This window comes from Streptomyces kanasensis (assembly GCF_043077165.1).
Taxonomy (GTDB): domain Bacteria; phylum Actinomycetota; class Actinomycetes; order Streptomycetales; family Streptomycetaceae; genus Streptomyces; species Streptomyces changanensis.
This window is the reverse complement of the sequence record NZ_JBIBSF010000001.1, coordinates 850,420-877,051: the sequence shown is the minus strand read 5'-3', so window position 1 is coordinate 877,051 and position 26,632 is coordinate 850,420. Positions and strand designations below refer to the sequence as shown.

Annotated in this window: 28 protein-coding genes; 15 read left to right on the top strand and 13 right to left on the bottom strand. The window is 75.7% G+C overall.

The features are described from left to right. The first annotated feature begins 188 nt into the window (after positions 1-188). Positions 189-698 carry a hypothetical protein gene (locus tag ACF053_RS03850; RefSeq protein ID WP_391952319.1) on the top strand — a complete coding sequence of 170 codons (510 nt, stop codon included), beginning with the start codon at positions 189-191 and terminating at the stop codon, positions 696-698. 46 nt (positions 699-744) lie between these two features. Here ACF053_RS03850 and ACF053_RS03845 read toward each other — a convergent pair whose 3' ends face one another. The 3 genes from ACF053_RS03845 to mmuM all read right to left on the bottom strand — a co-directional run bounded on the left by ACF053_RS03845 (position 745) and on the right by mmuM (position 3,723). Beyond that, complete coding sequence (locus ACF053_RS03845) at positions 745-1,902, bottom strand: LacI family DNA-binding transcriptional regulator (protein ID WP_391952318.1); 1,158 nt, start codon at positions 1,900-1,902, stop codon at positions 745-747. A 339-nt stretch (positions 1,903-2,241) separates the two neighbouring features. After that, positions 2,242-2,634 (bottom strand): peptidase inhibitor family I36 protein, encoded by a 393-nt coding sequence (locus ACF053_RS03840; RefSeq protein ID WP_391952317.1) that lies wholly within the window; start codon positions 2,632-2,634, stop codon positions 2,242-2,244. 162 nt (positions 2,635-2,796) lie between these two features. After that, the gene (gene mmuM, locus ACF053_RS03835; protein ID WP_391952316.1) at positions 2,797-3,723 is read right to left on the bottom strand and encodes a homocysteine S-methyltransferase; all 927 of its coding nucleotides are present in this window, start codon (positions 3,721-3,723) and stop codon (positions 2,797-2,799) included. A 127-nt stretch (positions 3,724-3,850) separates the two neighbouring features. Between mmuM and ACF053_RS03830 the strand changes: the two genes are divergently transcribed. Continuing rightward, entirely contained in the window at positions 3,851-4,966 is a 1,116-nt protein-coding gene (locus ACF053_RS03830; RefSeq protein ID WP_391952315.1) for a glycoside hydrolase family 43 protein, read from the top strand. Between the two features lie 41 nt (positions 4,967-5,007). Here ACF053_RS03830 and ACF053_RS03825 read toward each other — a convergent pair whose 3' ends face one another. Next, complete coding sequence (locus tag ACF053_RS03825) at positions 5,008-5,451, bottom strand: hypothetical protein (protein WP_391952314.1); 444 nt, start codon at positions 5,449-5,451, stop codon at positions 5,008-5,010. After that, the gene (locus ACF053_RS03820) at positions 5,445-5,999 is read right to left on the bottom strand and encodes an ATP-binding protein (protein WP_391952313.1); all 555 of its coding nucleotides are present in this window, start codon (positions 5,997-5,999) and stop codon (positions 5,445-5,447) included. Before ACF053_RS03820 ends, ACF053_RS03825 begins: the two co-directional genes overlap by 7 nt. A gap of 215 nt (positions 6,000-6,214) precedes the next feature. On the opposite strand from ACF053_RS03820, the gene ACF053_RS03815 reads away from it, so the two are divergent. From ACF053_RS03815 to ACF053_RS03805, 3 genes are all read left to right on the top strand, one after another. Beyond that, positions 6,215-7,081 (top strand): helix-turn-helix domain-containing protein, encoded by an 867-nt coding sequence (locus tag ACF053_RS03815; protein ID WP_391952312.1) that lies wholly within the window; start codon positions 6,215-6,217, stop codon positions 7,079-7,081. Then, positions 7,082-7,318, top strand: coding sequence for a DUF397 domain-containing protein (locus ACF053_RS03810; RefSeq protein WP_023590865.1), 237 nt, complete (start codon positions 7,082-7,084; stop codon positions 7,316-7,318). It begins immediately after the preceding gene. 173 nt (positions 7,319-7,491) lie between these two features. After that, positions 7,492-8,325 (top strand): SAM-dependent methyltransferase, encoded by an 834-nt coding sequence (locus tag ACF053_RS03805; protein WP_391952311.1) that lies wholly within the window; start codon positions 7,492-7,494, stop codon positions 8,323-8,325. A gap of 156 nt (positions 8,326-8,481) precedes the next feature. Here the strand turns inward: ACF053_RS03805 and ACF053_RS03800 are convergent, their stop codons facing one another. Beyond that, positions 8,482-9,825: a 6-phospho-beta-glucosidase gene (locus ACF053_RS03800; RefSeq protein ID WP_391952310.1), complete on the bottom strand. Its 1,344-nt coding sequence runs from the start codon at positions 9,823-9,825 to the stop codon at positions 8,482-8,484. Between the two features lie 21 nt (positions 9,826-9,846). Beyond that, entirely contained in the window at positions 9,847-11,634 is a 1,788-nt protein-coding gene (locus ACF053_RS03795) for a hydroxysqualene dehydroxylase (protein ID WP_391952309.1), read from the bottom strand. 139 nt (positions 11,635-11,773) lie between these two features. Between ACF053_RS03795 and ACF053_RS03790 the strand changes: the two genes are divergently transcribed. Next, a complete protein-coding gene (locus ACF053_RS03790; RefSeq protein WP_391952308.1) occupies positions 11,774-12,229 on the top strand; it encodes a YchJ family protein in 456 nt (151 codons plus the stop codon). A gap of 72 nt (positions 12,230-12,301) precedes the next feature. Here the strand turns inward: ACF053_RS03790 and ACF053_RS03785 are convergent, their stop codons facing one another. Further along, complete coding sequence (locus ACF053_RS03785; RefSeq protein WP_228973786.1) at positions 12,302-12,562, bottom strand: hypothetical protein; 261 nt, start codon at positions 12,560-12,562, stop codon at positions 12,302-12,304. Between the two features lie 172 nt (positions 12,563-12,734). On the opposite strand from ACF053_RS03785, the gene ACF053_RS03780 reads away from it, so the two are divergent. After that, positions 12,735-12,965: a hypothetical protein gene (locus tag ACF053_RS03780; RefSeq protein WP_391952307.1), complete on the top strand. Its 231-nt coding sequence runs from the start codon at positions 12,735-12,737 to the stop codon at positions 12,963-12,965. A gap of 93 nt (positions 12,966-13,058) precedes the next feature. Here ACF053_RS03780 and ACF053_RS03775 read toward each other — a convergent pair whose 3' ends face one another. After that, a complete protein-coding gene (locus ACF053_RS03775) occupies positions 13,059-14,123 on the bottom strand; it encodes an ATP-dependent DNA ligase (RefSeq protein ID WP_391952306.1) in 1,065 nt (354 codons plus the stop codon). 65 nt (positions 14,124-14,188) lie between these two features. On the opposite strand from ACF053_RS03775, the gene ligD reads away from it, so the two are divergent. The 3 genes from ligD (at position 14,189) to ACF053_RS03760 (ending at position 16,715) form a co-directional block, all read left to right on the top strand. Next, a complete protein-coding gene (gene ligD, locus ACF053_RS03770) occupies positions 14,189-15,196 on the top strand; it encodes a non-homologous end-joining DNA ligase (protein WP_391952305.1) in 1,008 nt (335 codons plus the stop codon). Between the two features lie 205 nt (positions 15,197-15,401). Then, positions 15,402-16,202, top strand: coding sequence for a VOC family protein (locus ACF053_RS03765; protein WP_391952304.1), 801 nt, complete (start codon positions 15,402-15,404; stop codon positions 16,200-16,202). A gap of 213 nt (positions 16,203-16,415) precedes the next feature. Then, complete coding sequence (locus ACF053_RS03760) at positions 16,416-16,715, top strand: WhiB family transcriptional regulator (protein WP_391952303.1); 300 nt, start codon at positions 16,416-16,418, stop codon at positions 16,713-16,715. Between the two features lie 122 nt (positions 16,716-16,837). Here ACF053_RS03760 and ACF053_RS03755 read toward each other — a convergent pair whose 3' ends face one another. The 3 genes from ACF053_RS03755 to ACF053_RS03745 all read right to left on the bottom strand — a co-directional run bounded on the left by ACF053_RS03755 (position 16,838) and on the right by ACF053_RS03745 (position 20,259). Beyond that, complete coding sequence (locus ACF053_RS03755) at positions 16,838-17,812, bottom strand: acyl-ACP desaturase (RefSeq protein WP_058941561.1); 975 nt, start codon at positions 17,810-17,812, stop codon at positions 16,838-16,840. A gap of 105 nt (positions 17,813-17,917) precedes the next feature. Next, on the bottom strand, positions 17,918-19,531 hold the full coding sequence (locus ACF053_RS03750; RefSeq protein ID WP_391952302.1) for an ATP-binding cassette domain-containing protein: 1,614 nt from the start codon (positions 19,529-19,531) through the stop codon (positions 17,918-17,920). A gap of 311 nt (positions 19,532-19,842) precedes the next feature. Then, entirely contained in the window at positions 19,843-20,259 is a 417-nt protein-coding gene (locus ACF053_RS03745) for an SsgA family sporulation/cell division regulator (RefSeq protein WP_391952301.1), read from the bottom strand. Between the two features lie 149 nt (positions 20,260-20,408). On the opposite strand from ACF053_RS03745, the gene ACF053_RS03740 reads away from it, so the two are divergent. From ACF053_RS03740 to ACF053_RS03730, 3 genes are all read left to right on the top strand, one after another. Next, the gene (locus tag ACF053_RS03740) at positions 20,409-21,536 is read left to right on the top strand and encodes a WD40/YVTN/BNR-like repeat-containing protein (RefSeq protein ID WP_391952300.1); all 1,128 of its coding nucleotides are present in this window, start codon (positions 20,409-20,411) and stop codon (positions 21,534-21,536) included. A 75-nt stretch (positions 21,537-21,611) separates the two neighbouring features. Then, positions 21,612-22,319, top strand: a complete 708-nt coding sequence (locus ACF053_RS03735; protein ID WP_391952299.1) for an endonuclease V — start codon at positions 21,612-21,614, stop codon at positions 22,317-22,319. Further along, entirely contained in the window at positions 22,316-22,693 is a 378-nt protein-coding gene (locus tag ACF053_RS03730) for a VOC family protein (protein ID WP_391952298.1), read from the top strand. The genes ACF053_RS03735 and ACF053_RS03730 overlap by 4 nt, the downstream gene beginning before the upstream one ends. A 208-nt stretch (positions 22,694-22,901) precedes the next feature. On the opposite strand, the gene ACF053_RS03725 is transcribed toward ACF053_RS03730, so the two are convergent. Further along, positions 22,902-24,095, bottom strand: coding sequence for a saccharopine dehydrogenase family protein (locus tag ACF053_RS03725; protein WP_391952297.1), 1,194 nt, complete (start codon positions 24,093-24,095; stop codon positions 22,902-22,904). A 179-nt stretch (positions 24,096-24,274) separates the two neighbouring features. Here ACF053_RS03725 and ACF053_RS03720 point away from each other — a divergent pair, with 179 nt between their 5' ends. After that, positions 24,275-25,492: a CaiB/BaiF CoA transferase family protein gene (locus tag ACF053_RS03720; RefSeq protein WP_391952296.1), complete on the top strand. Its 1,218-nt coding sequence runs from the start codon at positions 24,275-24,277 to the stop codon at positions 25,490-25,492. Next, complete coding sequence (locus ACF053_RS03715; RefSeq protein WP_391952295.1) at positions 25,489-26,631, top strand: acyl-CoA dehydrogenase family protein; 1,143 nt, start codon at positions 25,489-25,491, stop codon at positions 26,629-26,631. The genes ACF053_RS03720 and ACF053_RS03715 overlap by 4 nt, the downstream gene beginning before the upstream one ends. Position 26,632 lies beyond the last annotated feature (1 nt).

Below are 26,632 nucleotides of genomic sequence, written 5' to 3'. Positions count from 1 at the left end.
CCCCGGGGGCCGCGCCCCCCCCCCCCCCCCCCGGGGGCCCCCCCCGCGCCCCCCCCCCCCCCCCCCGCCGCCCCCCCCGCGGGGGCCCGGGGGCGGGCGCCTCCGCCACGGCGGCTGACGGAGGTGGGGGCTAGAGTGCCCGTGCGCATGCGTGTTCGAGGCGTGTGCGGCCTGGCGAAGGGGAGGGCATGCAGAGCCAACTCAAGGACGTGGCAGCCGACTTGGCGACGGTCCTGTGGCGGCAGCACACGCTGTACCGCGAACGGTCGGGGGCCGTCGTCATCCGGGGCGAGCACGTCCGGCGCTGGATCAGCCTCTCGCCCAGGGGCACCCGTGACGAGGTCCTCATCCGGGCGGGCCGCATCCTCGACGGCGGCACCACCGCCCCGGCCCGCTCCGAGGTGGTCGTCGGCCTCGCGGCCGGCCGCGACGAACTCGCCGCCGTCTGCCGCCGGCTGCTGGCCGAGGCCGCCGCCGAGCCGACGTCCCCCCGGGTGCAACAGGCGGGCGCCCGTACCGGCGTCCGTCGCGTCCGCCGGGGCCGTGCGGGCCGGGGCGAGGCCGCGGCCCGCGCCGGCCGGGGCGGTGCGGGCGGTGGCCGTTCGCGGCACACGGGCCTGCGGTCCTGGGTGATCCTCCTCGGGGTGATGGGGATGGTCGGCGTGTACGCCTACCACGTCTCCGCCGCCTACCGGTGAGGTCCGGCGGACCCGCCGCCCGTCCGTGCCCCGGCGTCCCGGGCGGTCACGCGCCCGGCGGCGCGGTGCTCGACCGGACCACCAGTTCCGTCGGGAGCTCCAGAGCGCCGTCCGGCTGCTCACCCGAGGCCAGCCGCACGAGCAGCTCCACCGCCGCGGCGGCCATCCCGGCCTCCGGCCGGCGCACGGTCGTCAGCCCCGGCACGGCCCACCGCGCGCCGGGCAGGTCGCCGTAGCCCACGACCGACACGTCCGCGGGCACGCGCAGGCCCCGTTCGGCGAGCGCCGCGTAGACACCCGGGGCCATCGCGTCCGAGCAGACGAAGACGGCCGTGGGCGGCTGCGGCAGGTCCAGCAGCTCCCGCGTCCGCAGCCGCGCGCCCGGCTCCTCCGGCGTCCCGGGGGCGAGGACGCGGTGGTACTCGGGGCGGTGCGGGACCCCGGCCGAGGCGAGGGCGGCGCGCCAGCCCGCGAGCCGCGCGCCGCCGCCCTCGGCGCCGCGTTCCGTGTCGCCGCCCGGACGCACGCTCCCGTCGACGCCGGTACCGGCCTCCCCGTCGACGCCGGCACCCACCTCCCCGCCGGCGTCCGCACCGGCCTCCCGGTCCGTCACCGCCCCGGCCTCGACCGCGTGTCCGTGGTCGACGACGGCCGCGATCCGCTCGTGACCCAGCGCCAGGAGGTGGCGCGCCGCCGCCGCTCCGCCCCGCCGGTCCGCCGCGCCCACCGACACGGCGTCCGGCGGCGGCCGCCGCACCGGATCGAGGAGTACGTACGGCAGCCGGTGCCGGGCGAGGCGGGCGGCCGCGCCGGCCGCCACCCCGTCCCGGTGGAACACCACGCCGGTCGAGCCCCGGGAGGCGATGCGATCGAGCCGGTCGCGCCCCAGGTGCCGGCCGGTCGAGACGACGAGGTCCAGCCCGGCGGCGCGGGCCGCGCGCTCGGCGCCGCGCAGCAGGGCCGTGGTCTGCGGGCCCTCCATGGACGCCAGGACGAGGTCCACCATGCCGTGCCGCCGGGGCACGGGGGACCGCCGTCGGGGTACGTACCCCAGCCGGTCGAGCACCTCGGTCACCCGGCGCCGGGTCTCGGGCGCCACGTCCTCGCGGCCGTTGACGACCTTCGACGCGGTGGGCACCGACACGCCCGCCTCGCGGGCCACCACCGCCAGGGTCGGACCGGCGGGGCTCGCGGTCGGCGTCATGGCATCTCCGGGGTCGGCGTAGCAAGCGCTTCCTACCCTAGGGGGTGTCGGACCGGCGCGTGCCCGAACCGGCCGAAGCGCGGCCCGCGCGGCCCGCGGCCGGCCGCCGCGGCGTCAGGCCGGCCGGTCATGAGCGTCAGCGTCGGCTGTGGCGCTCCGCCCGCTCCCACGCCGGCGGCGCGGGGGTTTCGGCCCCTTCGTGGCGCCGGTGGGGGCTGGCCGGCGAGGCCGGCGGCGCTCACCGGGACGCCGGCCGGCCCGGCCCGGCGGATCCGGTACCCGGTGCGGGGCGGTGGCCGGCGGATCCCGGGGGAGCTCACCGGCCCGATGGGCGTGCCGTCAGTTCCAGTACCACGCCTCCATGTTCGCCCGGCCTTCCCCGGACCTGACGGTCCAGTTCTCGGAGGTGCCCCAGCACCCACCGCCGCTGCCGTAGAAGCGCCAGTCCTGGTCGTCGTTGTTCCACACCGACCTGGTGGGCTTGACGATGTTCTCGGACCCCTGGACGGTCTCCACGAGGTGGCAGGTGTGCCACCGCGGGTCGTGGTAGTCGAAGCGGCGGCCCTGGTAGTTCGGCTCGGTGTAGAAGCAGACCAGCTCGGGCCCGCAGTCGTGCGGCGCCTTCGCCGCCACCGGGGCGGGGGCGGCGGCCAGGGCGACCGGTGAGCCGGTGCCGAAGCCGGTGAGGAGGACGGCGACCGCCGCCCAGGCGTGAGCAGTCTTTCGGTTCATGGGTGCGACTCCCGGTGTGAAGGATCGGGTTGCCGGTACGGCCCTTGCCCTCGCACCGGTCCGCGGATGGGCCGCGACACGCGGCATGACCCGGACGGATGGCTGTTTGGGGCGGGGGGTGACGCATGTGGGGTAGGGCGCGCGCGGGTATGGTGACGTCCCCTACGGCCGGAGCCGGGTCGCCACGTCCGTGATCGCCGCGGGTCCCACGCGGCAGCAGCCGCCGATCAGGCGCGCCCCGGCCCGTCGCCACGCCTCCGCCAGGCCGGGCGAGAACGTCGGCCGCCCGCGCCAGGCGCGCGCCCCGGCGTCCCAGGCCTCGCCGCTGTTCGGATAGGCCACCACCGGCTTGCCCGTCACGCGCGCGGCGAGCGCGACCGCCCGCTCCGTCTCCTCCGGGGCGCAGCAGTTGACGCCGACCGCCACCACCTCCTCCGCGTCCGCCGCGAGCCCGAACGCCTCCTCCAGCGGCCGGCCCGCCCGGGTGCGGCCGTCGGCGACCGTGTACGACAGCCAGGCCGGCACGCCCAGGCCCCGTACCGCCCGCAGCAGGGCGCGCGCCTCGTCGGCGTCCGGCACGGTCTCCAGGGCGAGGACGTCGGGCCCGGCCGCGGCGAACACCTCAAGGCGCGGGCGGTGGAACGCCTCCAGCGCGGCCGCGCTCAGCCCGTACCGGCCGCGGTACTCCGAACCGTCGGCCAGCATCGCCCCGTACGGGCCGGCGGACGCGGCCACCCACAGCGGGCGGGCCACGCCGTCGGCGCGGGCCCGGCGGGCCGCCTCGCGGGCCAGTTCCACGCTCAGGGCGAGGAGCCGGGCCGCCCCCTCCCGGCCCACGCCCCGCCGGGCGAACCCCTCGAAGGTGGCCTGGTACCCGGCGGTGGTCACCACGTCGGCGCCCGCCCGGTAGTAGGCGAGGTGGGCGGCGACGACGGCCTCCGGATCCTCGGCGAGCAGCCGCGCCGACCACAGGTCGTCGGACAGGTCGTGTCCCTGGGCCTCCAGTTGGTGGGAGAGGCCGCCGTCGAGGACGAGGGCGGCCGTCGGGGCGGCGAGGGCGGTGGTGAACGGGGGAGTGGTGGGGGTCATGGCGGCGAAGGTAGCGAAGCCGGTCCCGTTCGCCCCGTTGACCTCTCCGCGTCCCGCCTCTACGGTTTCGCCGTTCGGAATCACAGATGCTGTTCGACATCACGAACGTGAGGCAGGCGAACACCCCATGAACCCCCGTCACGCCTTCAACCGCCGGCTCCTCCTCCAAGGCGCCGCGGCCGTCGGCGCCCTCGCGGCCGCACCGGGCACCGCCCGTGCCGCCGACGGGCCGCCCGGCGCCTCCGCTCCCGCCGGCGCCGTCCCCGACACGGCCGGAACCGCCGCCCCCGGCGCGCTGCCGGGCCGCCCGTACGCGAACCCCCTCGTCCGCAACCGCGCCGACCCGCACATCCAGCGCCACACCGACGGCCGCTACTACTTCACCGCGACCGTCCCCGAGTACGACCGCATCGTGCTGCGCCGGTCCCGGACCCTGCGGGGCCTGACCACCGCCGACGAGGCCGTCGTGTGGCGCCGCCACACCAGCGGCGACATGTCCGCCCACATATGGGCGCCCGAACTGCACCACATCGACGGCCGCTGGTACCTGTACTTCGCCGCGGCCCCGGCCCACGACGTGTGGCGCATCCGCATGTGGGTGCTGGAGAACCGGCATCCCGACCCGTTCCGGGGGACGTGGACCGAGCGCGGCATGATCACGACCGCCTGGGACACCTTCTCGCTCGACGCCACCACCTTCACCCACCGCGGCGACCGCTACCTGGCGTGGGCGCAGCACGAGCCCGGCACGGACTCCAACACCGGCGTCTTCCTCTCCCGGATGGCCGACCCGCTGACCCTGACCGGCTCCCAGGTGCGGCTCACGACGCCGGAGTACCCGTGGGAGTGCGTCGGCTTCAAGGTGAACGAGGGCGCCGCGTTCCTCCGGCGCAACGGCCGGATCTTCATGACGTACTCGGCCAGTGCCACCGACAGCAGCTACTGCCTGGGCCTGCTCACCGCCGACGAGCGCGCCGACCTGATGGACCCGGCCTCCTGGACCAAGTCCCCGGTGCCGGTCTTCACCAGCGACGCCACCACCGGCCAGTACGGTCCGGGCCACAACAGCTTCACCGTCGCCGAGGACGGCCGCACCGACGTCCTCGTCTACCACGCCCGCCAGTACCGGGAGATCACCGGCGACCCGCTGCACGACCCGAACCGGCACACCCGCGTCCAGCGGCTCGGCTGGAAACCCGACGGCACCCCGGACTTCGGCGTCCCCGTCCCCGACCGCGCCTGACCGGCGCGCACCCCTCGGGCGCGGGCGGGACGCGCACCGGCTCAGAGGCGGGACCCGACCCCGGGGACCGTCCAGGCCGGCGCCGTCCCGGTCAGCTGGCAGACCATCAGGTACAGCGGGATCGGCGGGGTGTACGGGGAGGTGCCGCCGGGCCGGCGCATCAGCCGCGGCCGCCGGTCGGGGACGAACCCGCCGGGCGCGTAGCAGGCGGGCAGGGGCCAGCGCAGGTCCGCGTCGGACCCGGACGGCACGAGCCACCACCACCAGTCGGAATCGGCGAAGACGCAGCCGTTGCCCGGCAGCCGGCTCAGCAGCCGCACCCCGTGCCGCGCCGGCACGCCCACCGCGTCGTACCCGAGTGTCGCCGGCAGGTGCGGCGGCGGGGCCAGCTGGACCTCGCCGAGCGCGTCCTCCCAGGGCGTTCCGGCCCCCCGGTCGCCCTGCCGGCCGCGGGTGGACAGCAGGGTGACCATCGACCTCAGCATGGGCCCGCCGTGTCGTGGGGCAGCTCGGCCCAGACGACGCGCCCCGCCCCGTGCCGGGCGTCGTGGCTGCCCCAGGCGCTGCTGACGGCGTCCACGAGGAGCAGGCCGCGGCCGCACTCCTCCCGGTCGGCCGGCCGGGCGCGCGGCCCGGCCACCGCGCACCCCTCGTCGTGGACGGCGATCCGCACGTGCCGGCCGCGGTCGCGCAGCTCGCACACGACGCGGCCGCTGCCGGTGTGGACGACGGCGTTGGTGAACAGCTCGGAGACGACCAGCTCGGCGGTCTCGCCCAGCTCCCCCGCGAGACCCCACAGCACCAGCCGCTCGGTGACCAGCCGGCGCGCCCGGGCGACGGCTTCGGCGCGCGCGGGCAGCTCGAAGGCGAAACGGCGCACGTCAGGGACGTGCGGATGGGGAGCGTGCGGATGGGGAACGGGCGGATGCGTCCGCGGCGCCGGCGGGGCGTCGGGGTGCCGGTGGGGAGGGGTGGTCAGGGTCAGCGGTCGCGCGGCCATGAGCTGGGGGGTGAGCGCATTACCAGGTGCCACGACCGATTCCTCACATGGGAGCGGCGCCGTACGCCGCATCTCCCCGGGGCAGAGCGCGCGGCAGCCGCGTGAACTGGTTCACCGACTGGTTCATCGGAATACTTTCCTCCCGTCGCCAACACTTGGCAAGTGGCACTCTGAAAATTGCAGAGTGCTGTGTCCTGTCTGGCCTTCCCATGGCACACTCGACGAAAAAGCGCGTGGGGAGGTCAGAAGTGAGCGAGCCGCGGTCCGCCCCCACCGTGGGACAGGTCGTTCTCGGCAAGCGACTCCAGGATCTGCGGGAGCGAGCGGGTCTGAAGCGGGAGGAGGCCGCCAGGGTCCTGCACGTCGCCCCGGCGACCATCCGCCGCATGGAGACGGCCGAGGTCGCGTTGAAGATCCCGTACGTGCAGCTGCTCCTCCAGGCGTACGGCGTCGACCGCGACGAGGCGGCCGGCTTCGTGCAGCTGGCGGAGGAGGCCAACCGGCCCGGCTGGTGGCAGCGCTTCCACGACGTCCTGCCCACCTGGTTCAGCATGTACGTGAGCCTGGAGGGCGCCGCCGGCCTCATCCGGGCCTACGAACCGCACTTCGTGCCCGGGCTCCTCCAGACCGAGGACTACGCCCGGGCCGTGCTCCGTGCCGGGGCGGTCGGCCGGGTCTCGCCCGACGACATCGAACGGCACGTGGCCCTGCGCATGGAGCGACAGGCCCTCCTCGCCCGTCTCGACCCCCCGAAGTTCTGGGTGATCATGGACGAGACGGTGCTGCGCCGCCGGCCGCCCGGCACGGGCCCGGCGGTCATGCGCGCCCAGCTCGACCGGCTCGTCGAGGCGGCCGAGCTCCCGCACGTCACCCTCCAGGTCGCGGAGTTCGCGACCGGGCACCACCCCGGCACGTACGGCCCCTTCGTGCTCTTCCGGTTCGCGGTGCCCGAACTCCCCGACATGGTCTACAGCGAGTACCTGACCGGCGCCGTCTACCTCGACGCGCGCCCCGAGGTGGCCTCCCACCTCGAGGTCATGGACCGCATGGCGGCGCAGGCCGCCACCGCACAACGTACGAAGGAAATCCTCCGGGCTTTCCGCAAGGAGCTGTGAATGGTTCGCATATACAACGGCATGCCCGCCGCCGACCTGGGCGCCGAGGGGTGGCACAAGCCGTGGAGCGGCGGCAACGGCGGCAACTGCATCGAGGCCATGAAGCTGGCCGACGGCAGGGTCGCGGTGCGCCAGTCCGCCGACCCCGACGGCCCCGCGCTCATCTACACCCCCGGGGAGATCGCCGCGTTCATCCAGGGCGCCAAGTCCGGGCAGGCCGACTTCCTGCTCACCTGACCCGGCGTCATATGCTGTCGACCGCCCCGCGGTCGACCCGCGGCGCCACGATCCCGCGGGCCACCGACCGTCCGGCGCACCACCGTCCGGCGGCACCCCGGCCGGCCGCCGACACCGTCCGGTCCCCACGTCCGACACTGACCACGTCCGACACCCGACCCCTGGAGCAGCCGATGACCGGGAACGACACCGCCACCGAGGGCACCTCCCCCGCCGACGGCGTACGGATCGACACCAGCAAGCCCCATCCCGCCCGGATGTACGACTGGTTCCTCGGCGGCAAGGACAACTACCCCGTCGACGAGGAGATGGCCCGCCAGCTGCTCACCATCGACGCCCGCGGCCGCGACATGGCCCGCGTCAACCGTGCCTTCATGCACCGGGCGACCCGCTGGCTCGGCGCGGCCGGCGTCCGCCAGTACCTCGACATCGGCACGGGGATACCCACCGAGCCCAACCTGCACCAGATCGCCCAGCAGGTCGCGCCCGAGTCGCGGATCGTCTACTGCGACAACGACCCCATCGTCCTCGCCCACGCCGCGGCGCTGCTGCGTTCCACCCCCGAGGGCGCCACCGCCTACATCCAGGCCGACGCCCGCGACCCGCGCACCATCCTGGAACAGGCGGGCGACGTCCTCGACTTCTCCCGGCCGATCGCCCTGTCCATGCTCGCCCTGCTCCACTTCGTCGACGACGAGGACGGCGCCTACGAGCTGCTCGCCCGGCTCGTCGAGCGCCTCGCCCCGGGCAGCTACGTCGTCCTGTCGCACGTGACGAGCGAGTTCGACCCCGAGGGCGCCGCGAAGGCACGCGCCGTGTACCAGGGGCGCGGCCTCACCCTGCGCCCCCGCAGCCGCGAGGAGTTCGGCCGCTTCTTCGACGGGCTGGAGCTCGTCGAACCGGGCGTCTCGCTGACCGCGGAGTGGCACCCCGAGCTCGGCGAGCCCGTCCCCGTGGCCGGCGACGACCCCATCCCGGGGTACGCCGCCGTCGCCCGCAAGCCCTGACCCGCCCCGCCGCCCCCGTAGAACGGCGTCCGCCCCCGGCACGGGGCACCCCGGTGAACCGGCGGTGCCCCGTGTCCGTGATGGAGGGTGGGCCGTGGCGGCGTCGGGGGGCGCCGCCGCGCCCCGGCGGCGTGCCCGGCGCACCCGCCGCGCGCCTCAGCCGAGGTACGCGAGCTCCGGGTGCTCCGCCCGGTAGGCGGCCAGCAGCCGTCGGCCCACCGCCACCGAGTCGACCAGCGGATGCAGCGCGAACGCCTTGACCGCCGCCTGCCGCGAACCGCTCTCCGCCGCCGCGAGCACCTCCCGTTCCACCGCCTTCACGGCCGCCACCAGCCCCACGGCGTGGTTCGGCAGCGGCGCCGCGGCCATCGGGTGGGCGCCGTTCGCGTCCACCAGGCACGGGACCTCGACCACGGCGTCGGCGTCCAGCACCGACAGCGTCGACCGGTTGCGGACGTTCAGGATCAACGTGGACCGCTCGTCCCGCGCGACCGCCCGCATCAGCGCGAGCGCCACCTGCTCGTAGCCGCCCGGCACCAGGTCCTCCTCGGCCCGCCCCGCCTCGTCCCCGGCGGCCGTGCGGTTGGCCGCCATGTACGTGGCCTCCCGCTCCGCGAGCGTGTGCCGCCACGCGTCGAGCGCGCGCACCTCCGGCCGGGCGGCCGCCGCGTAGAACCCCGCCTGCTGGTCGCGCAGGTACGCCCCGCGCGTGCGCACCGCCTCCCGGTAGGCGCGGACCGTCTCGCGGTTGAAGTAGTAGTAGTGCAGGTACTCGTTGGGGACCGCGCCGAGCGAGCGGAGCCAGTCCGGGCCGAACAGCCGGCCCTCCTCGAACGAGCCGAGCGCCGCGTCGTCGGCGAGCAGCCGCGGCAGCAGGTCCCGCCCGTCGACCAGCAGCCCGCGCAGCCAGCCGAGGTGGTTGAGGCCCACGTAGTCGACCCACGCCCGCGCCGGGTCCGCGCCGAGCACCCGCGCCACCCGCCGGCCCAGCCCCACCGGCGAGTCGCAGATGCCGACGACCCGGTCGCCGAGCACCCGCGACATCGCCTCCGTGACCAGACCCGCCGGATTGGTGAAGTTGATGACCCACGCGGCCGGCGCCAGCTCGGCCACCCGGCGGGCCACGTGCACCGCCACCGGCACCGTCCGCAGCCCGTAGGCGACACCGCCCGCGCCGACCGTCTCCTGCCCGAGCACCCCCTCCGCCAGCGCCACCCGCTCGTCCGCCGCGCGCCCCGCGAGGCCGCCGACGCGGATCGCCGAGAACACGAAGTCCGCGCCGCGCAGCGCCTCGTCCAGGTCGGTGGTCGCGCTCACGGCCGGCGCGTCGGGCACTCCCGCCGCCTGGTCGGCCAGCACCCTGCGGATCGCGGCGAGCCGCGCCCCGTCCACGTCGTGCAGGACGACCCGGGTGACCCGGCCCTCCCCGTGGTCGGCGAGCAGCGCCCGGTACACCAGCGGCACCCGGAACCCGCCGCCGCCCAGAATCGTCAGCCTCATGCCCCGTACGCTACTGGGCCGTCACCCCAGGTCGAGCGCGTTGGGCAGGCCCAGCCGGTAGCGGGACAGGTCGTGCCGCCGCAGCGCCTCGATCTCCGGAGCCCGGAACAGCGGGCGCACCGCGCACCGCGGCGCGTCCGAGCCCGACCGGTCCAGCAGCGCGTTCACGGCCTGGCGCGCCGCCGCGTTGGCGCCCTCCATCGTCGCGAGGTCGATGTCGACGGAGACGTAGTCGCCGGCCAGGTAGAGGTTCGGCACCCGGGTCTCCGCCCGCGGCCGGTCGTGGAACGTGCCGACGGGGTGGATCAGCAGTTCGTCCTCGTTCGTGGGGTGCGGGGTGCCGAGCCCGTCGACGCCCGGGTCCAGGAACCACGAGTGCAGCGCACCGTCCTTGAGCGCCTGGTGCCCGGTGTCGTTCAGTGCGGCCTTCAGCTGCGCCCACACCTCCCGCGCGACCTGCTCCCGGGTGCACTGCTTCGCGGTCCGCCCGTACAGGATCCCCGGCCGGTCCCACTCCGAGATGTCCACCGACAGGCAGTCCACGGCCACCCCGTCGCCGTACCGCGCGGCGAAGTCCCCGCCCGTCCAGTGGTGGGCCTGGGCGATGGCCGTCAAGGACCAGGGCGAGTCGATGCAGTTCACGTGGCCCCGCACCAGCGGCGGACGCTCGGTCAGATAGAACTGGATGCCCGTCATCCAGTCGGTGCGCAGCCGGTCGCAGCGGGCCAGCTGGGGGTCGGCGGCCCGCAGGGCCGGGCCCCAGGTGCGGCGGGCGTGCTCGACGGGCAGCGCGCAGACGTAGTGCCCGGCGGTGACCGCGTGGCGTCCGCCCTGCGGGTCGTCGACCAGCGCGGCGGTGATCCGCCCGTCGCCGTACCGCATCTCGCGCAGCGTCCAGCCGATACGGAACTCCACGCCCAGCGCGCGCAGGTGCGCCACCCAGGGGTCGATCCACGCCTCGTTGGTGGGGGCGTTGAGGATCCGGTCGGGCGGGCCGTCCGCGCCCCGGCCGAGCGCGTTCAGGACGAACGCCTCGCCGAGCGTGCCGACGGTGCGGGTGCTGGCCTCCTCGGCCTTGGTGGCGACGATGTTGCGGGTCACCCCGATCGCGAGGATCCGCTGGTAGTCGACCGACATCCGCGCCGCCCGGGTGAACTCCCACCAGGGCGTGCGCTCCCACACCTCGTCACGCCGCGCCTGGCAGCTGGTGAGGAAGACGAGCGCCCGGTTGACGAAGTAGGCGGTCTCGTGGAGCGGCAGGTGCAGGGCGGTGTCGAGCAGGGCGGTCAGCGCGCGGCGCAGCTCGTCGAGGGTCAGCCGTTCGGGCCGGTGCCCGGGCCAGGGGATCGGGAAGCGCAGGTCCTCGCGGCCGGTGCGGGCGAACATCATCTCGCCGGGCGCGACGAGGTTGTCGAAGACCCCGTTCGGGTTCCCGGGGAACGGGATCCGCCGCATCGTGTCGGGCAGGTTGTGGTAGATGCCCGGGATGAAGCGGAAGCCGTGCTCCGCGGGGAGCGGTCTGCGCCCGCCCCGGGCGCTGCCGGGCACGTCCATGCTGCGGGCCTTGCCGCCGAGTGCGCGCCGCTCGTAGACGGTGACGCGGAAGCCCCGCTCGGCCAGCTCGTGAGCGGCCGTCAGCCCCGCGACGCCGCCGCCCAGCACGGCCACGGAGCGGTCCGGCACGTCAGCCGGCCCGGGGGAGCGGGGGACGGCGGCCCGGGCGGTCGGCGCCACGCCCACGACCCCCGCCCCGGTGACGGCGGCGGCGCCCGCCACGAACGTGCGTCGCGTCGTACCCGTACGGTTCATCCCGACCCCTTTACCGGCGGTAAGTACCACGTCCGGCGCAGGAGGATAGGGCCGCCCCCCTCGACCCGGAAGCACCGCGCGACCCCCAGCGCACAATGGCCGGAAAGGGGCCCCGGGCGGCGCCGGGCAGAATGGGCGCATGTCGCGACGCAAGCCACGCCCCCGTACCGCCCCCGCCCGTGCCGCCGCTCCGGCCCCCGCTTCGGCCCCCGGACCGGACGCGCCCTGCCCGTGCGGATCCGCGGACGCGTACGGCCGGTGCTGCGGGCGCTTCCACTCCGGCGCCGAGCGGGCCCCGACGGCGGAGCGGCTGATGCGGTCGCGCTACAGCGCCTTCGTGGTGCGCGACGAGGGGTACCTGCTGCGCACCTGGGCGGCGGCCACCCGCCCCCGCTCGGTCGACTTCGACCCGGAGACGCGCTGGACGGGCCTGGAGATCCTGGACACGACGGACGGCACGCTCTTCCACGCGACCGGCACGGTGACCTTCGCCGCGCACTACATCCACGCCGGCGAGCCGGGCGCGCTCCGCGAGCGCAGCCGCTTCGAGAAGGACGGCGGGGCGTGGGTGTACGTGGACGGCACGTTCGGCTGACGGGGCGTCCGGCGGGTCGGCGGTTCCGCCGGGGCCGTCAGGGGACGGCGGTCCGGCGGGCGGGGCGGGCGGCTAGCGGATGCCCCCGCCCGGGCGGAGCACGAGGCCCGGGTTGTACGCGGCCAGCACCTTGTTGGCGCGGGCCAGCGCCGCCAGGGCGTGCTCCCGGTCGGCCTGGTCCTCCTGGCACATGGGGCCCCGGAAACGGCGCACCTCCCGCGCGGCGCACTCGGCGTCGATCTCCGCCTGGAGCACCCCCATCGGCATGCAGGACCCGATCAGCGCGGCGACGTGGTCGGGGATCGGCACGGGGATGAGACGCGACACGGTCACGTGAGGTCCTTTACTGCTGTCCTGCTTGTGGCAGGCGTCCGGGTGCGGGATGTACCCCCCTATGGTGACGGCTCCGGGACGGTGGTCCGTCCCCGGGGCCGTCTCCCGGCCCCCGGCTGCCCGGTGTCCGCGGCCCTCCACGGGGTACCCGACCTGGTCGGAGGTGACCGCCATGCCCGAGCCCGGCAGCAAGAAATACGACATCCACCGCGCGCGGCTCCGCAAGGAGGCGGAGAACCACGGCGTCTCCGACCGGGACGCCAACGACCAGGCGAACGCCACCCTCCAGGCCCGCCCCGAGTGGCGCTCCCGCGGCCCCCGCACCGAGCGCGGCCGCGGTCCCGAGGACGAGCGGGGGACCGGGGGCGAGCGGGGGACCGAAGGGGAGCGCCGGGGCGGGTGACGCCCGGCCCCACGCCGCCCCGCCAGGACGCACCGCGGCCGGTCGTCCACCGACAGGGTGGTCACGGGCGGGCCCCGCCCGGGACGGTCTCCGTCACGGGCCGGACAGCACCTCGTCCAGGTCGTACGAGACCGGTTCCTCCAACTGCTCGTAGCCACAGCTCTCCGGCGTCCGGTCCGGGCGCCACCTGCGGAACTGCGCCGTGTGGCGGAACCGGTCGCCCTCCATGTGGTCGTAGCCCACCTCGCACACCCGCTCGGGGCGCAGGGCCACCCACGACAGGTCCTTCTTCCCCGACCAGCGGCTCGGCGCCCCCGGCAGCCGGGCGCTCTCGTGCGCGGCGGCCTCCCCCCAGGCCGCCCAGGGGTGCGCGTCCGGCGGGTCCATGACCAGCGGCGCGAGCTCCTCCACCAGCTCCGCGCGGCGCCGCGCCGTGAAGGCGGCGCACACTCCGACGTGCTGGAGCGCGCCCCGGCCGTCGTGCAGCCCGAGCAGCAGCGAGCCCACCACCGGGCCGCTCTTGTGGAAGCGGTATCCGGCCACCACCACGTCGGCGGTGCGCTCGTGCTTGATCTTGTACATGAGGCGGGCGTCCGGCTGGTAGCGGAGGTCGAGCGGCTTGGCGACGACCCCGTCGAGTCCGGCGCCCTCGTACTGCTCGAACCACCGCCGCGCGACCTCGACGTCGGTCGTCGCGGGCGCCACGTGGACCGGCGGCCGGACGTCCGCCAGGGCCCCTTCCAGCGCGGCGCGGCGCTCGGTCAGCGGGGCGTCGAGCAGGGCCGCGTCGCCCAGTGCCAGCAGGTCGAACGCGACGAACCGCGCCGGGGTCCGCTCGGCGAGCGTCCGCACCCGCGACTCCGCCGGGTGGATCCGCTCGGAGAGCCGGTCGAAGTCCAGCCGCCCGTCGTGGGCGACGACGAGCTCGCCGTCCACGACGCACCGCTCGGGCAGCAGCCGCCGCACCGCCTCCACCACCTCCGGGAAGTACCGGGTGAGCGGCTTGCCGGTCCGGCTGCCGATCACCACCTCGTCGCCGTCCCGGTGGACGACGGCACGGAACCCGTCCCACTTCCCCTCGTAGTGCATCCCGGGCGGGATGACCTTGACGCTCTTGGCCAGCATCGGTTTCACAGGCGGCATCACCGGCAGATCCATGGCACGATTCTGCGCCCGGACAGACCCGATATGCGCGTTCTGTTCCCTCCGCCTACCGTGGCGGCATGGCAGAAGCGGTGGAGCTGGAGGCGGGCGGACGCACGGTGCGCCTGTCCAACCCGGACAAGGTGTACTTCCCGGAGCGCGGTTTCACGAAGCTGGACGTGGCCCGCTACTTCCTCGCCGTCGGCGACGGCATCACCCGGGCGTTGCGCGACCGCCCCACCACGCTGGAGCGCTTCCCGGACGGGGTCGACGGCGAGTCCTTCTTCCAGAAGCGGGCGCCCAAGAACCTCCCCGAGTGGATCTCCACGGCCCACATCGCCTTCCCCAGCGGCCGTTCCGCCGACGAGATCCGCCCCACGGAGGTCGCCGCCGTGCTGTGGGCGGCCAACCTCGGCACGCTCACCTTCCACCCCTGGCCCGTCCGTGGCGACGCCACCGACCACCCCGACGAACTGCGCATCGACCTCGACCCCCAGCCGGGCACCGGCTTCGCCGACGCCGTGCGCGCCGCCCACGAACTGCGCGCCCTCCTCGACGAGTACGGACTGCGGGGCTGGCCGAAGACCTCCGGCGGACGCGGACTGCACGTCTTCGTCCCCATCGAGCCCCGCTGGACCTTCACCGGGGTGCGCCGCTCCGCCATCGCCGTCGGGCGCGAGCTGGAGCGCCGCATGCCCGGCCGCGTCACCACCGCCTGGTGGAAGGAGCAGCGCGGCGAGCGGATCTTCGTCGACTACAACCAGACGGCCCGGGACCGCACCATCGCCTCCGCCTACTCCGTCCGGCCCAGACCGCACGCCCCGGTCTCCGCCCCCCTGCGATGGGAGGAGCTCGACGACGTCGAGCCGCGCGACTTCGACCTGATCACCATGCCCGTCCGGTACGCCGACCACGGTGACGTCCACGCCGACATGGAGGAGTACGCCTTCGGTCTGGAGGCGTTGTTGGAGCTGGCCGAGCGGGACGAGCGCGACCACGGGCTCGGCGACCTGCCGTATCCGCCGGACTATCCCAAGATGCCCGGGGAGCCCAAACGGGTGCAGCCGAGCCGTGCCAGGAAGGAGTGAGGGCCGGCCCGCGGCCGGTGACGGGGCGCGGCCCCCGAGCACCACGGTCGGCGTGCGCCGGCGCCACGACCGCCGCAGACTCGGACCAACAGCCCCCACACGGACACCGGACAGCAGGCACCGGACGGCAGCCCGGACGGAGCAGGCACCGCGCAGGCACCGGACGGCAGGCACCGGACACCGGAAGGCATCCCGAGGAGTACCCATGCCCACCCCCCGCCCCCTCCCCGGCTCCCCGGTCTGGATCGACCTCGGCACGCCCGACCTCGACGGGGCGCGGGCGTTCTACCGGGAACTGTTCGGCTGGGACTTCGCGTCGGCCGGCCCCGAGGCGGGCGGCTACGGCATGTTCACCGCCGCCGGCGGGACCGTCGCGGGCGCCATGACCGTGCCGCCCCCGCACGAGGGCGGCTCCGCCTGGACCCTCTATTTCCGCGCCCCGGACGCCGACGCCGCGGCGACCGCCGTCCGTGCGGGCGGCGGCAGTGTGGCGCTCGACCCGATGGACGTGCTCGACCTGGGTCGCATGGCCCTGTTCACCGACCCGACGGGCGCGGGCTTCGGGGTGTGGCAGCCCCGTGCGCTCCAGGGCCTCGACGTGGTCGGGGAACCGAACGCCCTCACCTGGACCGAGCTGTACACGCCCGATCCGGTCACCGACCTGTCCTTCTACGACCAGGTCTTCGGCATGGAGGCCCACACCGCGCACCCCGGCTCGGCGTACACGCTGCTCCAGCCGCCGGGCGGCGGACCCGACGCGCCCGCCGACGCCTTCGGCGGGGTCGTCCCGCTCGCCGGGGACCCGGCCGAGGGGGCCGACGGCCCCTGCTGGACGCCGTACTTCGAGGTGGGCGACCTGGACGCGGCCGTGGCGCTGGCCGAACGGCTCGGCGGCACCGTCCGGCGCGGCCCCGGAGCCCTCGCCGGCCTCGGCCGCAGCGCCCTGCTCACCGACCCCTACGGCGCCCGCTTCGCCGTCCTGCACCGCACGCCCGCCACCCCGTAGGGCCCCCGCGCGGGGGCGCCGGCGAGGCCCCGCGGCGGCCCGCGACCCGAGCACGCGCCGGGAAGCGGAACGCGCGGCGCGGGGACACGCCCCGCCCCGAAACCCTTTGCCCCGTCACCGTGCGCGGGGCCATCCTGACGGGGAGCACCCGCCTCCACCGGCGTTGACCGTTCGTTGACGGCTCGTTTATCGCGGTGGGGGAGCGTGTGCGGCATGCCGATCAACGACACCGCAGAACGCCCCGCCCTCCACCCCGTCCCGGCCGGCACCGCCCCGGCGGACGGCGAGCTCTCCTGGCAGGAGACCGCCCTGTGCGCGCAGACCGGGCCCGAGCTGTTCTTCCCGGAGCCCGGTTCCTCCACCCGCGAGGCGAAGATGCTCTGCGGCATCTGCGAGGGCCGGGAGGCGTGCCTGGAGTACGCGCTCGCGCACGACGAGCGGTTCGGCGTGTGGGGCGGCCTCTCCGAGCAGGAGCGGTACGCGCTCAGGCGGCGGCGCGCCGGCCGCCGCTGAGCCCGTCGGGCGACGCGGCCCGTCGGGCGACGCGCCGGCCACCGAGGCCCGCCGGGCGCCTACGCGCGGCCGCCGGGGCCACCGCGCGGCACCGCCGGCCCCGGGCGAGCGCGGCGCGGCCGTCAGCCGGCGGCGCGGGCCGCCATCCGGGCCTTGCGCGCGGCCAGCTTCTCGTCGAACTTGGACGCCTCCGCGTCCAGCCCGTTCATGTAGAGGCCCAGCTCCTCCTGCGCCTTCAGGCCCTCGGGGCCGAGCCCGTCGATCTCCAGCACCTTCAGGAACCGCAGCACCGGCTGGAGCACGTCGTCGTGGTGGATCCGCATGTTGTAGATCTCGCCGATCGCCATCTGCGCCGCCGCCCGCTCGAACCCGGGCATGCCGTGGCCCGGCATGCGGAAGTTCACGACGACGTCCCGCACCGCCTGCATGGTGAGGTCCGGGGCGAGCTCGAAGGCCGCGCCCAGCAGGTTGCGGTAGAAGACCATGTGCAGGTTCTCGTCGGTCGCGATGCGCGCCAGCATCCGGTCGCACACCGGGTCGCCCGACTGGTGGCCGGTGTTGCGGTGCGAGATGCGGGTGGCGAGTTCCTGGAAGGCGACGTACGCCACCGAGTGCAGCATCGAGTGGCGGTTGTCCGACTCGAAGCCCTCGCTCATGTGGGCCATCCGGAACTGCTCCAGCTTGTCCGGGTCCACGGCCCGCGAGGCGAGCAGGTAGTCACGCATGACGATGCCGTGCCGGCCCTCCTCGGCCGTCCAGCGGTGGACCCAGGTGCCCCAGGCGCCGTCCCGGCCGAAGAGCGTGGCGATCTCGTGGTGGTAGCTGGGCAGGTTGTCCTCGGTGAGCAGGTTCACCACCAGGGCGATCCTGCCCACGTCGGTCACCTTCGACTGCTGCGGGTCCCACGGCTCCCCGTCCTCGAAGAGGCCCGGGAAGTTCCGGCCGTCGGACCACGGCACGTACTCGTGCGGCATCCAGTCCTTGACGACCTTGAGGTGCCGGTTCAGTTCCTTCTCGACGACCTCTTCCAGCGCGTACAGCAGTCGGGCATCGGTCCAGTCCGCCGAACTGCCGAGGTGGGGAGAGGTGAGGGTCACGTGGGCTCCTGGAAAAGCGATCATTACTTACGGACTCGTAGGTTACGAGACCGTAGGTTAAGCGCGCGATAAGCCCCGCGCCAAGCCCGCCCGGGGAACGATCCCTCACGTTCCCGCATCGGCCGAGGTCACACGCTCCAGCGACACCTCCCGTGTGATGCCGATCGCCTCCAGGAACGACACGTCGTGGCTCGCCACGACCAGCGCCCCCTCGTACGCCTCCAGCGCGTCGACGAGGCTGCGCACGCTCGCCGTGTCGAGGTTGTTGGTCGGCTCGTCCAGGAGCAGCAACTGCGGCGCCGGCTCGGCCAGCAGCAGCGCCGCGAGCGCCGCCCGGAACCGCTCGCCGCCCGACAGCGTCCCCGCCGCCTGGTCGGCCTTCGCCCCCCGGAACAGGAACCGGGCCAGTCGCGCGCGGATCCGGTTCACCGAGGCGTCCGGGGCGAAGCGCGCCACGTTCTCCACGACGGACAGTCCGTCGTCCAGGACGTCGAGCCGCTGCGGCAGGAAGCGCAGCGGAACCCGCGCCACCGCCTCGCCCGCCACGGGCTCCAGCTCCCCGGCGAGGGTCCGCAGCAGCGTCGTCTTGCCCGAGCCGTTGCGTCCCACGAGGGCGACCCGCTCGGGCCCGCGCACCTCGAACTCCCCGTCCAGCCGCGCCCCGTGGCGCAGCACGAGGTCCCGCAGCAGGAGCACGTCCCGGCCCGGCGGCACGGCCGTGTACGGCAGCTCCACGCGGATCGCGTCGTCGTCCCGCACCGCCTCCTCCGCCTCGCCCAACCGGTCCCGGGCCTGCTCCAGCCGCTTGGCGTGGACGGCGCGGTGCTTGCCGGCCGACACCTCGGCGGCCCGCTTGCGCGCCCCCGCGACGATCGGTGGCAGGTTCTCGGCGCTCTTCTGCCCGTACTTCTTCCGCTTGGCGAGCCTGACCTGCGCCTCGGCGAGCTCCCGCCGCTGCCGCCGCACGTCCGACCCGGCGGCGCGCACCATCCGCTCGGCCGCCTCCTGCTCGGCGGCCACCGCCTCCTCGTACGCCGAGTAGGGCCCGCCGTACCAGCCGACCCCGCCCTCGCGGAGCTCGGCGATCCGGTCGACGCGCTCCAGCAGCTCCCGGTCGTGGCTGACGACGACGAGGACGCCCGGCCAGGCGTCGACGGCCGCGTGGAGCCGGCGGCGCCCGTACCGGTCGAGGTTGTTGGTCGGCTCGTCGAGCAGCAGGACGGCGGGCCGGGCGAGCAGCAGGGCGGCGAGCCGCAACAGCACGCACTCGCCGCCCGACACCTCGCCGGTGGTGCGGTCCAGGTCGATGCCGTCCAGGCCCAGCTGGTCGAGGGTGGCGCGGGCCCGCTCCTCCACGTCCCAGTCGTCGCCGACCGCCGTGAAGTGCTCCTCGCGCGCGTCGCCCGACTCGATGGCGTGCAGGGCGGCCCGCGCGCGGGCGATGCCGAGCGCCTCGTCGACCCGCAGGCCGGTGTCGAGGGTGGCGTCCTGCGGGAGGTAGCCGACGTCGCCGGCGGCGCGGACCGTGCCGCCGGCCGGGGCGAGCTCGCCCGCCAGCAGCTTCAGCAGGGTCGACTTGCCGGAGCCGTTGCGGCCGACGAGGCCCGTACGCCCCGGGCCGACGGCCAGGTTCAACCCGTCGAACACCGGGGTGCCGTCCGGCCAGGCGAAGGACAGGGCGGAGCAGGCGAGCGCGGGGGAAGGGGAAGGGTGTGCCATGAGCGTCTCCCGGTTGCGTGGAGGGGTGGGGGCAACGGGCGGGACACCGGTGTGGCGACCGGGGGCGGCGGGGGTGGTCGGACCGGCCGGCCCGCGCGGGGAGCACGGGGCGGGGCCGGCGGGACGGGCTCGTACGCCGAGGTCGCACACGGCGGCACGCACGGCGCACAAGCGCGCTTCGTGCGGCGGCACGGTGTCTCAGGACCTCAGACGAGCAATGTCCTACTCCGATCGACGGCTACGGGGCCGGGAGGAACGCTAGGGCGGGGGCGGCCCCGGCGGCAACGGGTTTTCCCCGCCGGGCGCGCGGCTCAGTACGCGTCGCGCAGGAGCTGCGCGAGGTGGCCGTCGAGGTCCAGGTGGAGGTGCTCGCGACCGGCCGGCACCAACTCCAGGGCCCGCCGCAGGAAGCCGCGCAGCTCGCCGGTGCGCACGTGGATCACCGCGACGCCCTCGCAGGCGTGGAACTCCACGACGGTCCGGTCCTGCCCGTGGGGCCGCACCCGGACGTCACCCGCTCCCGCCGGACCCTCCAGACCCGCGGCCAGCAGCTCGCGGGAGAACTCCCACACGACCTCCACGCCCTCCAGCGTCGCCGAGGCGGGGAAGGTCATGCGCACGGCGTACGGGTCGGCGCACGCGTAGCCGAGCACGGCGGGGACGACGTCCATGCGGGGCGCGGACGCGACGAGACGGGCTTCCACGACCTGTTCGATCACGGCGGACACGTCCGGCTCCCTCCTCGCTCTCCCGCTCTGCCCTTCACAGGGGAAGGACGACGGATTCCGCCGGGGCGTGCACTGCGGGCGGCTGTGAGGTGCGTCACGGACGGTGGCGCTCTGGACGCGGCGGAGGGCGGGCAGTACGTTCCGGCGCCATGACAGCCATGGGGAAGACGAGACGCTGGGTTTCACTGGTGCTGTGCGGGGCGGCCGTGGCCGCGACGGCCCTGGCGGCCGGTCCGGCGGCCCACGCCCGCGGGCCCGTTCCCGCGCGCGCGTCGGAGGCCGGCGCGGCGGGGGCGGTACCCGGCTGGCAGCCGGTGGCGACGGGCGTCACGGCCCGCTTCCGCGGCCTGGTCGCGGTGAGCCGGCACACGGCGTGGGTCGCCGGTTCGGCGGGCACCGTGCTGCGCACCTCCGACGGCGGACGCAGCTGGCGCGACGTGTCCCCACCGGGCGCGGGCGAACTGGAGTTCCGGGACGTCGAGGCGTTCGACGGGCGCCGCGCGGTGGTCCTGGCGATCGGGGAGGGGGAGGCGTCCCGCATCCTGCGCACCGACGACGGCGGCGCCACCTGGACCGAGACCTTCCGCAACCCGGACCCGCGCGCCTTCTACGACTGCGTGACCTTCTTCGACCGGCGCCACGGCCTCGCCATGAGCGACCCCGTCGACGGCCGGTTCCGGATCCTGTCCACCGCCGACGGCGGGCGCAGCTGGCAGGTCCTGCCGGACGGGGGCATGCCGGCCGCGCTCCCCGGGGAGGCCGGGTTCGCCGCCGGCGGCCAGTGCCTCGTCAGCGCCGGTCCGCGCGACGTCTGGCTGGCGACCGGCGGCGGGTCCGTCGGCCGGGTGCTGCACTCCGGCGACCGGGGCCTGACCTGGACGGCCACCGGGGCGGGGATACCGGCGGGCGACGCCGCCCGCGGCGTGTTCGGCCTCGCCTTCCGGGACCGCGCCCACGGCATCGCGGTCGGCGGCGACTACCGCGCGGACCAACCGTCCCCCGACGCCGCCGCCGTCACCCGGGACGGCGGCCGCACGTGGCGCACGGCCACCACGCCCCCACCCGCCTACCGCTCCTCCGTGGCCTGGCTGCCGCACAGCCGCTCCGCCGCCCTCGCCGTCGGCCCCACCGGCACGGACCTCACCACGGACGGCGGGCGGACCTGGCGGACCGTCGACACCGGCTCGTACGACACCGTGGACTGCGCCCCGGACGGCGGCTGCTGGGCGTCGGGCGCCCAGGGCCGCGTCGCGCGCCTGGTCCGGCACGCGGGGTGAGGCGCGCGGGGGTGGGGCGACGGGGGCGCGGGGCGGGGCGGGGGCCCGGCACCCGCTGGCTAGGCTGACGGCACTATGACGATCATCGAAACGCCCGCCGGCTGGCCGGCCGACGAGGACGAGGCCCTGGCCGTCCAGGACGCGCTGCGCGCCCGCGTGGTCCTGGACGAGCCGGGGCCCGCCCCCGGCACCGGCCTCGTGACCGGCGTCGACGTGGCGTACGACGACGAGCGCGACCTGGTGGCCGCGGCAGCCGTCGTGCTGGACGCCCGCACGCTGGACGTCGTCGAGGAGGCCACCGCCGTCGGCCGGGTCTCCTTCCCGTACGTCCCCGGCCTCCTCGCCTTCCGGGAGCTCCCCGCCGTCCTCGCCGCCCTGGAGACCCTCACGGCCGGGCCGGGCCTCGTCGTCTGCGACGGCTACGGGCTGGCCCACCCGCGCCGCTTCGGCCTCGCCAGCCACCTCGGAGTCCTCACCGGGCTGCCGGTCGTGGGCGTCGCGAAGAACCCGTTCACCTTCACCCACGAGGACCCGGCGCCCCGCCGGGGCTCCGCCGCGCCGCTCCTCGCCGGGGCGGAGGAGGTGGGACGGGCCCTGCGCACCAGGGACGGCGTCAAGCCCGTCTTCGTCTCCGTGGGACACCGCGTCACGCTCGACGCCGCCTGCGCCCACACGCTGGCGCTGACGCCCCGGTACCGGCTGCCGGAGACCACCCGGCTCGCCGACGCGCTGTGCCGCCGCGCGCTGCGGGAGGCCACCGCGGGGCAGGGGAGCGCCGCGTGATCGGCCGGCTCCAGTGCGTGGTGCTGGACTGCCCCGACCCACGGGAGCTTGCCGTCTTCTACCGGGGCCTGCTGGGCGGCGACATCGACCGGCCGGACCGGCGCTGGTCCCTGGACGAGGAGTGGGCGACCCTCCACCTCGGCGACGGCCGGGTGCTCGCCTTCCAGCGCGCCGACCCGTACGAGCCGCCGCGGTGGCCCGATCCGCGACGGCCCCAGCAGTTCCACCTGGACGTGGGCGTCACCGACCTGGAGGCGGCGCGCGACGCGGCGGTGGCGCTGGGCGCGGAGGTCCTCGACGCGGGCGGGCCGCACCGGAGCTGGACCGTCTGCGCCGACCCGGCGGGCCACCCGTTCTGCCTCGTACGGGAGTGACGCGCGCGGGCGCCGAGCCCGGGCGGCGCCCGCCCGGACGCCCGCCGTCCCCGCCGCTCGCGTACCCCCGGCCCGGCCGCCGCCCCCGCAGTTCGCGGCGCGCGTGCCCGGGCACCGGGGCCCAGCCAACCGCCCCCGCGCCTGCCGCTCGCGGGCGCGTGCCCGGGCGGCCCCAGCCACCGCGCGCCCCCGGCTCGCGCGCCCCGGCTCAGCGCGCGTCCGCGACCCTGAACCGCATCCCCGCCGCGCGCAGCCGCTCCAGCAGCGCGTCACCCATCGCCACGGCCGTCGTCACCTGGCCCGCCACCGGCGGCAGGCCGGCGTCGAAGGCGAGGCACAGCGCCGACTCGGCGAGCATCTTCGCCGTCTCGTCGTAGCCCGGGTCGCCGCCCGACACCTCGGTGCACACCCGGCGCCCCCCGCCCTCGCCGACGAAACGGACCCGGAACCAGCTGCGCCGCCGGCGCTCCGCGTCCGGGCCGCTCCCCGGCGCGTACCGGTCCATCAACCACCGGCGCGCCGGCGGCACCTGCGCCAGCGCGAGGCCCGCGCCCACGGCGGCCACCCCGCCCAGCGCCATCGGCAGCGTCCGCACCGCCGCGTAGTGCCGGTACCGGAAGTCCGGGCCGTACTCGGGCAGCGCCGCCGCCGACCGCGCCACGACCCGCGGGTCCAGCGTCGGCAGCGGCAGCGCCCACGCGCCGGTCTCGCGGCTGAACCGCGGCCCGGCCAGCGGGGCCCGGGCCCGCCGGTCCACCCGCCGGGGCTCGTGCAGCCGCCGCTCCCGCGCCGCCCGCGCCATCTGCCGGCCGCGCCCCATCGCGGTGAGCGCCGAGGCGAAGGTGCCGCCGGAGAAGAGCGCGTTGGTCCGGACGAACCCGTCGACCCGCAGCGGCACGCCCCGCGGCAGCTGCCGCACGGTGAGGTACACGCCCAGGTCGTGCGGGACCGAGTCGAAGCCGCACGCGTGCACCAGCCGCGCCCCCGTCTCCCTGGCCCGCGCGTCGTGGCGTACGTACATCAGGTCGACGAACTCGGGTTCACCCGTGAGGTCGACGTAGTCCGTCCCCTCCGCCGCGCAGGCGGCGACGAGCGGTTCGCCGTACCAGACGTACGGGCCGACCGTCGTGGCGACGACCCGCGCCGACGCGGCGAGCTCCCGCAGCGCGGCGGGGTCGGCGGCGTCCGCCACGAGCAGCGGCAGCTCCGCGCAGCCGGGGTGGTCGGCGGCGAGGCGGTCGCGCAACCGCGCCAGCTTCTCGCGCGACCGCCCGGCCAGCGCCCACCGGCACCCGGCCGGCGCGTGCGCCGCCAGGTAGCGGGCGGTCAGTTCGCCCACGAAGCCGGTCGCCCCGTAGAGCACCACGTCGTACGCCCGTGCCGTTCCGTCCCGCGTGTCCATCAGGTCCTCCGCCGCTGCTCTGGTGCGCTCCTGTAAGGAGGCAGAGGCTAGTGGGTGCCGCACCCGCCCCGGGGCGGCCGGTGCGGGGCGTGCGGTGGGGGGTTGTGCGGGGTGGAACACGTTCTTAACATCATCACTGTTACAGCAGTAGTGTCACAGAGGCGTGGCGAGGGGACCGGATGACGGCGACGACGGGGAACGGCCCGCTCACCGGGGTGCGCGTGGTGGAGTTGGCCGGCATCGGACCGGGGCCGTTCGCGGCGATGCTCCTGGCCGACCTGGGGGCCGACGTCGTCCGCGTCGACCGGCCGGGCGGCGCGGGGCTGGGCATCGACCCCGCGTACGACCTCACCAACCGCAACAAGCGCTCCGTCCTCCTCGACCTCAAGGCCGCCGACGGCCCCGCCCGCCTGCTGGACCTCGTCGCCCGCGCGGACGTCCTCATCGAGGGATACCGGCCGGGCGTGGCCGAGCGCCTCGGCGTCGGCCCCGAGGAGTGCCTCGCGCGCAACCCGGGGCTCGTCTACGGCCGGATGACCGGCTGGGGCCAGGACGGGCCGCTCGCCGCGCGCGCCGGGCACGACGTCTCCTACATCGCCGTCACCGGCACCCTCTCCCTCTTCGGCAGGCCCGACGAGCCGCCCACCGTCCCCGCCAACCTGGTCGGCGACTACGCGGGCGGCTCCCTCTACCTCGTCGTCGGCGTCCTCGCCGCCCTGCACCACGCGCGCTCCGAGGGCGGCACCGGCCAGGTCGTCGACGCCGCCGTAGCCGACGGCGCCGCCCACCTCGCCACGATGATCCACGCCATGCTGGCTGCCGGCGCCTGGCAGGACCGACGCGGCACCAACCTCCTCGACGGCGGCTGCCCCTTCTACGGCACGTACGAGACCGCCGACGGCGCCCACATGGCGGTGGGGGCGCTGGAGCAGCGCTTCTACGACGTGTTCACGCGGATCCTCGGGCTCGACGACACGACGGCGGCGGCCCGCCACGACCCGGCCCGCTGGGACGGGCTGCGCGCCGCCGTCGCCGCCCGGTTCCGCACCCGCACCCGGGACGAGTGGACGGCCCTCTTCGAGGGCACCGACGCCTGCGTCGCCCCCGTCCTGACCCTGCGCGAGGCCCCCGCCCACTCGCACCTCGCCGCCCGGGGCACGTTCACCGAGCACGCCGGGCTCACCCAGCCCGCGCCCGCGCCCCGGTTCTCGGCGACCCCCGCCTCCGTGCGCCGCCCGCCCGCCCGGCCGGGCGCGGACGCCGAGGAGGTCGCCCGCGACTGGGACGTCCCGGCCGTCGCGCACCCCGCACCGGCCGCCGGCGTCCCCCGCGCGGCACCGGCCGGCCCCGACTCCGCCGACAGCAGCGCCGACAGCCCCGACAGGAGGACCCGTTGAAGCGCCGGATCTTCAGCGCCGAGCACGACGCGTTCCGCGACACCGTCCGCACCTTCCTCGCCAAGGAGGTCGTGCCGCACTACGCCCGGTGGGAGGAGGACGGCGTCGTCGCGCGCGACGCCTGGCGCGCCGCCGGCCGCCAGGGCCTCCTCGGGCTCGCCGTGCCCGAGGAGTACGGGGGCGGCGGCAACCCCGACTTCCGCTACAGCGCGGTGCTCGCCGAGGAGTTCGCCCGCGCCGGCGCCCCCGGCCTCGCCATCGGCCTGCACAACGACATCATCGGCCCGTACCTGACCGGGCTCGCCACCGCCGAGCAGAAGCGCCGCTGGCTCCCCGGCTTCTGCACCGGCGAGACCGTCACCGCCATCGCCATGACCGAACCGGGCGCCGGCTCCGACCTCCAGGGCATCCGCACCACCGCCGAGGACCGCGGCGACCACTTCCTGCTCAACGGCTCCAAGACCTTCATCTCCAACGGCATCCTCGCCGACCTCGTCGTCGTGGTCGCCAGGACCACCCCCGAAGGCGGGGCGCACGGCCTGTCCCTGCTCGTCGTCGAGCGCGGCGCCCCCGGCTTCGAACGCGGCCGCAACCTCGACAAGATCGGCCAGAAGTCCCAGGACACCGCCGAGCTCTTCTTCCACGACGTCCGCGTACCGAAGGAGAACCTCCTCGGGGAGCGCGACGGCGCCTTCGTCCACCTCATGACGCACCTCGCCCAGGAGCGCCTGACCATCGCCGTCGCCGCGGCGGCGGGCGCCGAGCACCTCCTGGAGACCACCAGCGCGTACGTCAAGGGGCGCGAGGCGTTCGGCAGGCCGCTCGCCCGGCTCCAGCACGTCCGCTTCGAGATCGCCGAGATGGCCACGGAGTGCGCCGTCACCCGCTCCTTCGTCGACCGCTGCATCGAGGACCACACCGACGGGACGCTCGACGCCGTCCACGCCTCGATGGCCAAGTGGTGGGCGACCGAGCTGCAGAAGCGGGTCGCGGACCGGTGCCTGCAACTCCACGGCGGGTACGGCTACATGAGCGAGTACGCGGTCGCCCGCGCCTTCACCGACGGCCGGATCCAGACCATCTACGGCGGCACGACCGAGATCATGAAGGAGATCATCGGCCGCTCGCTGCTCGGCTGAC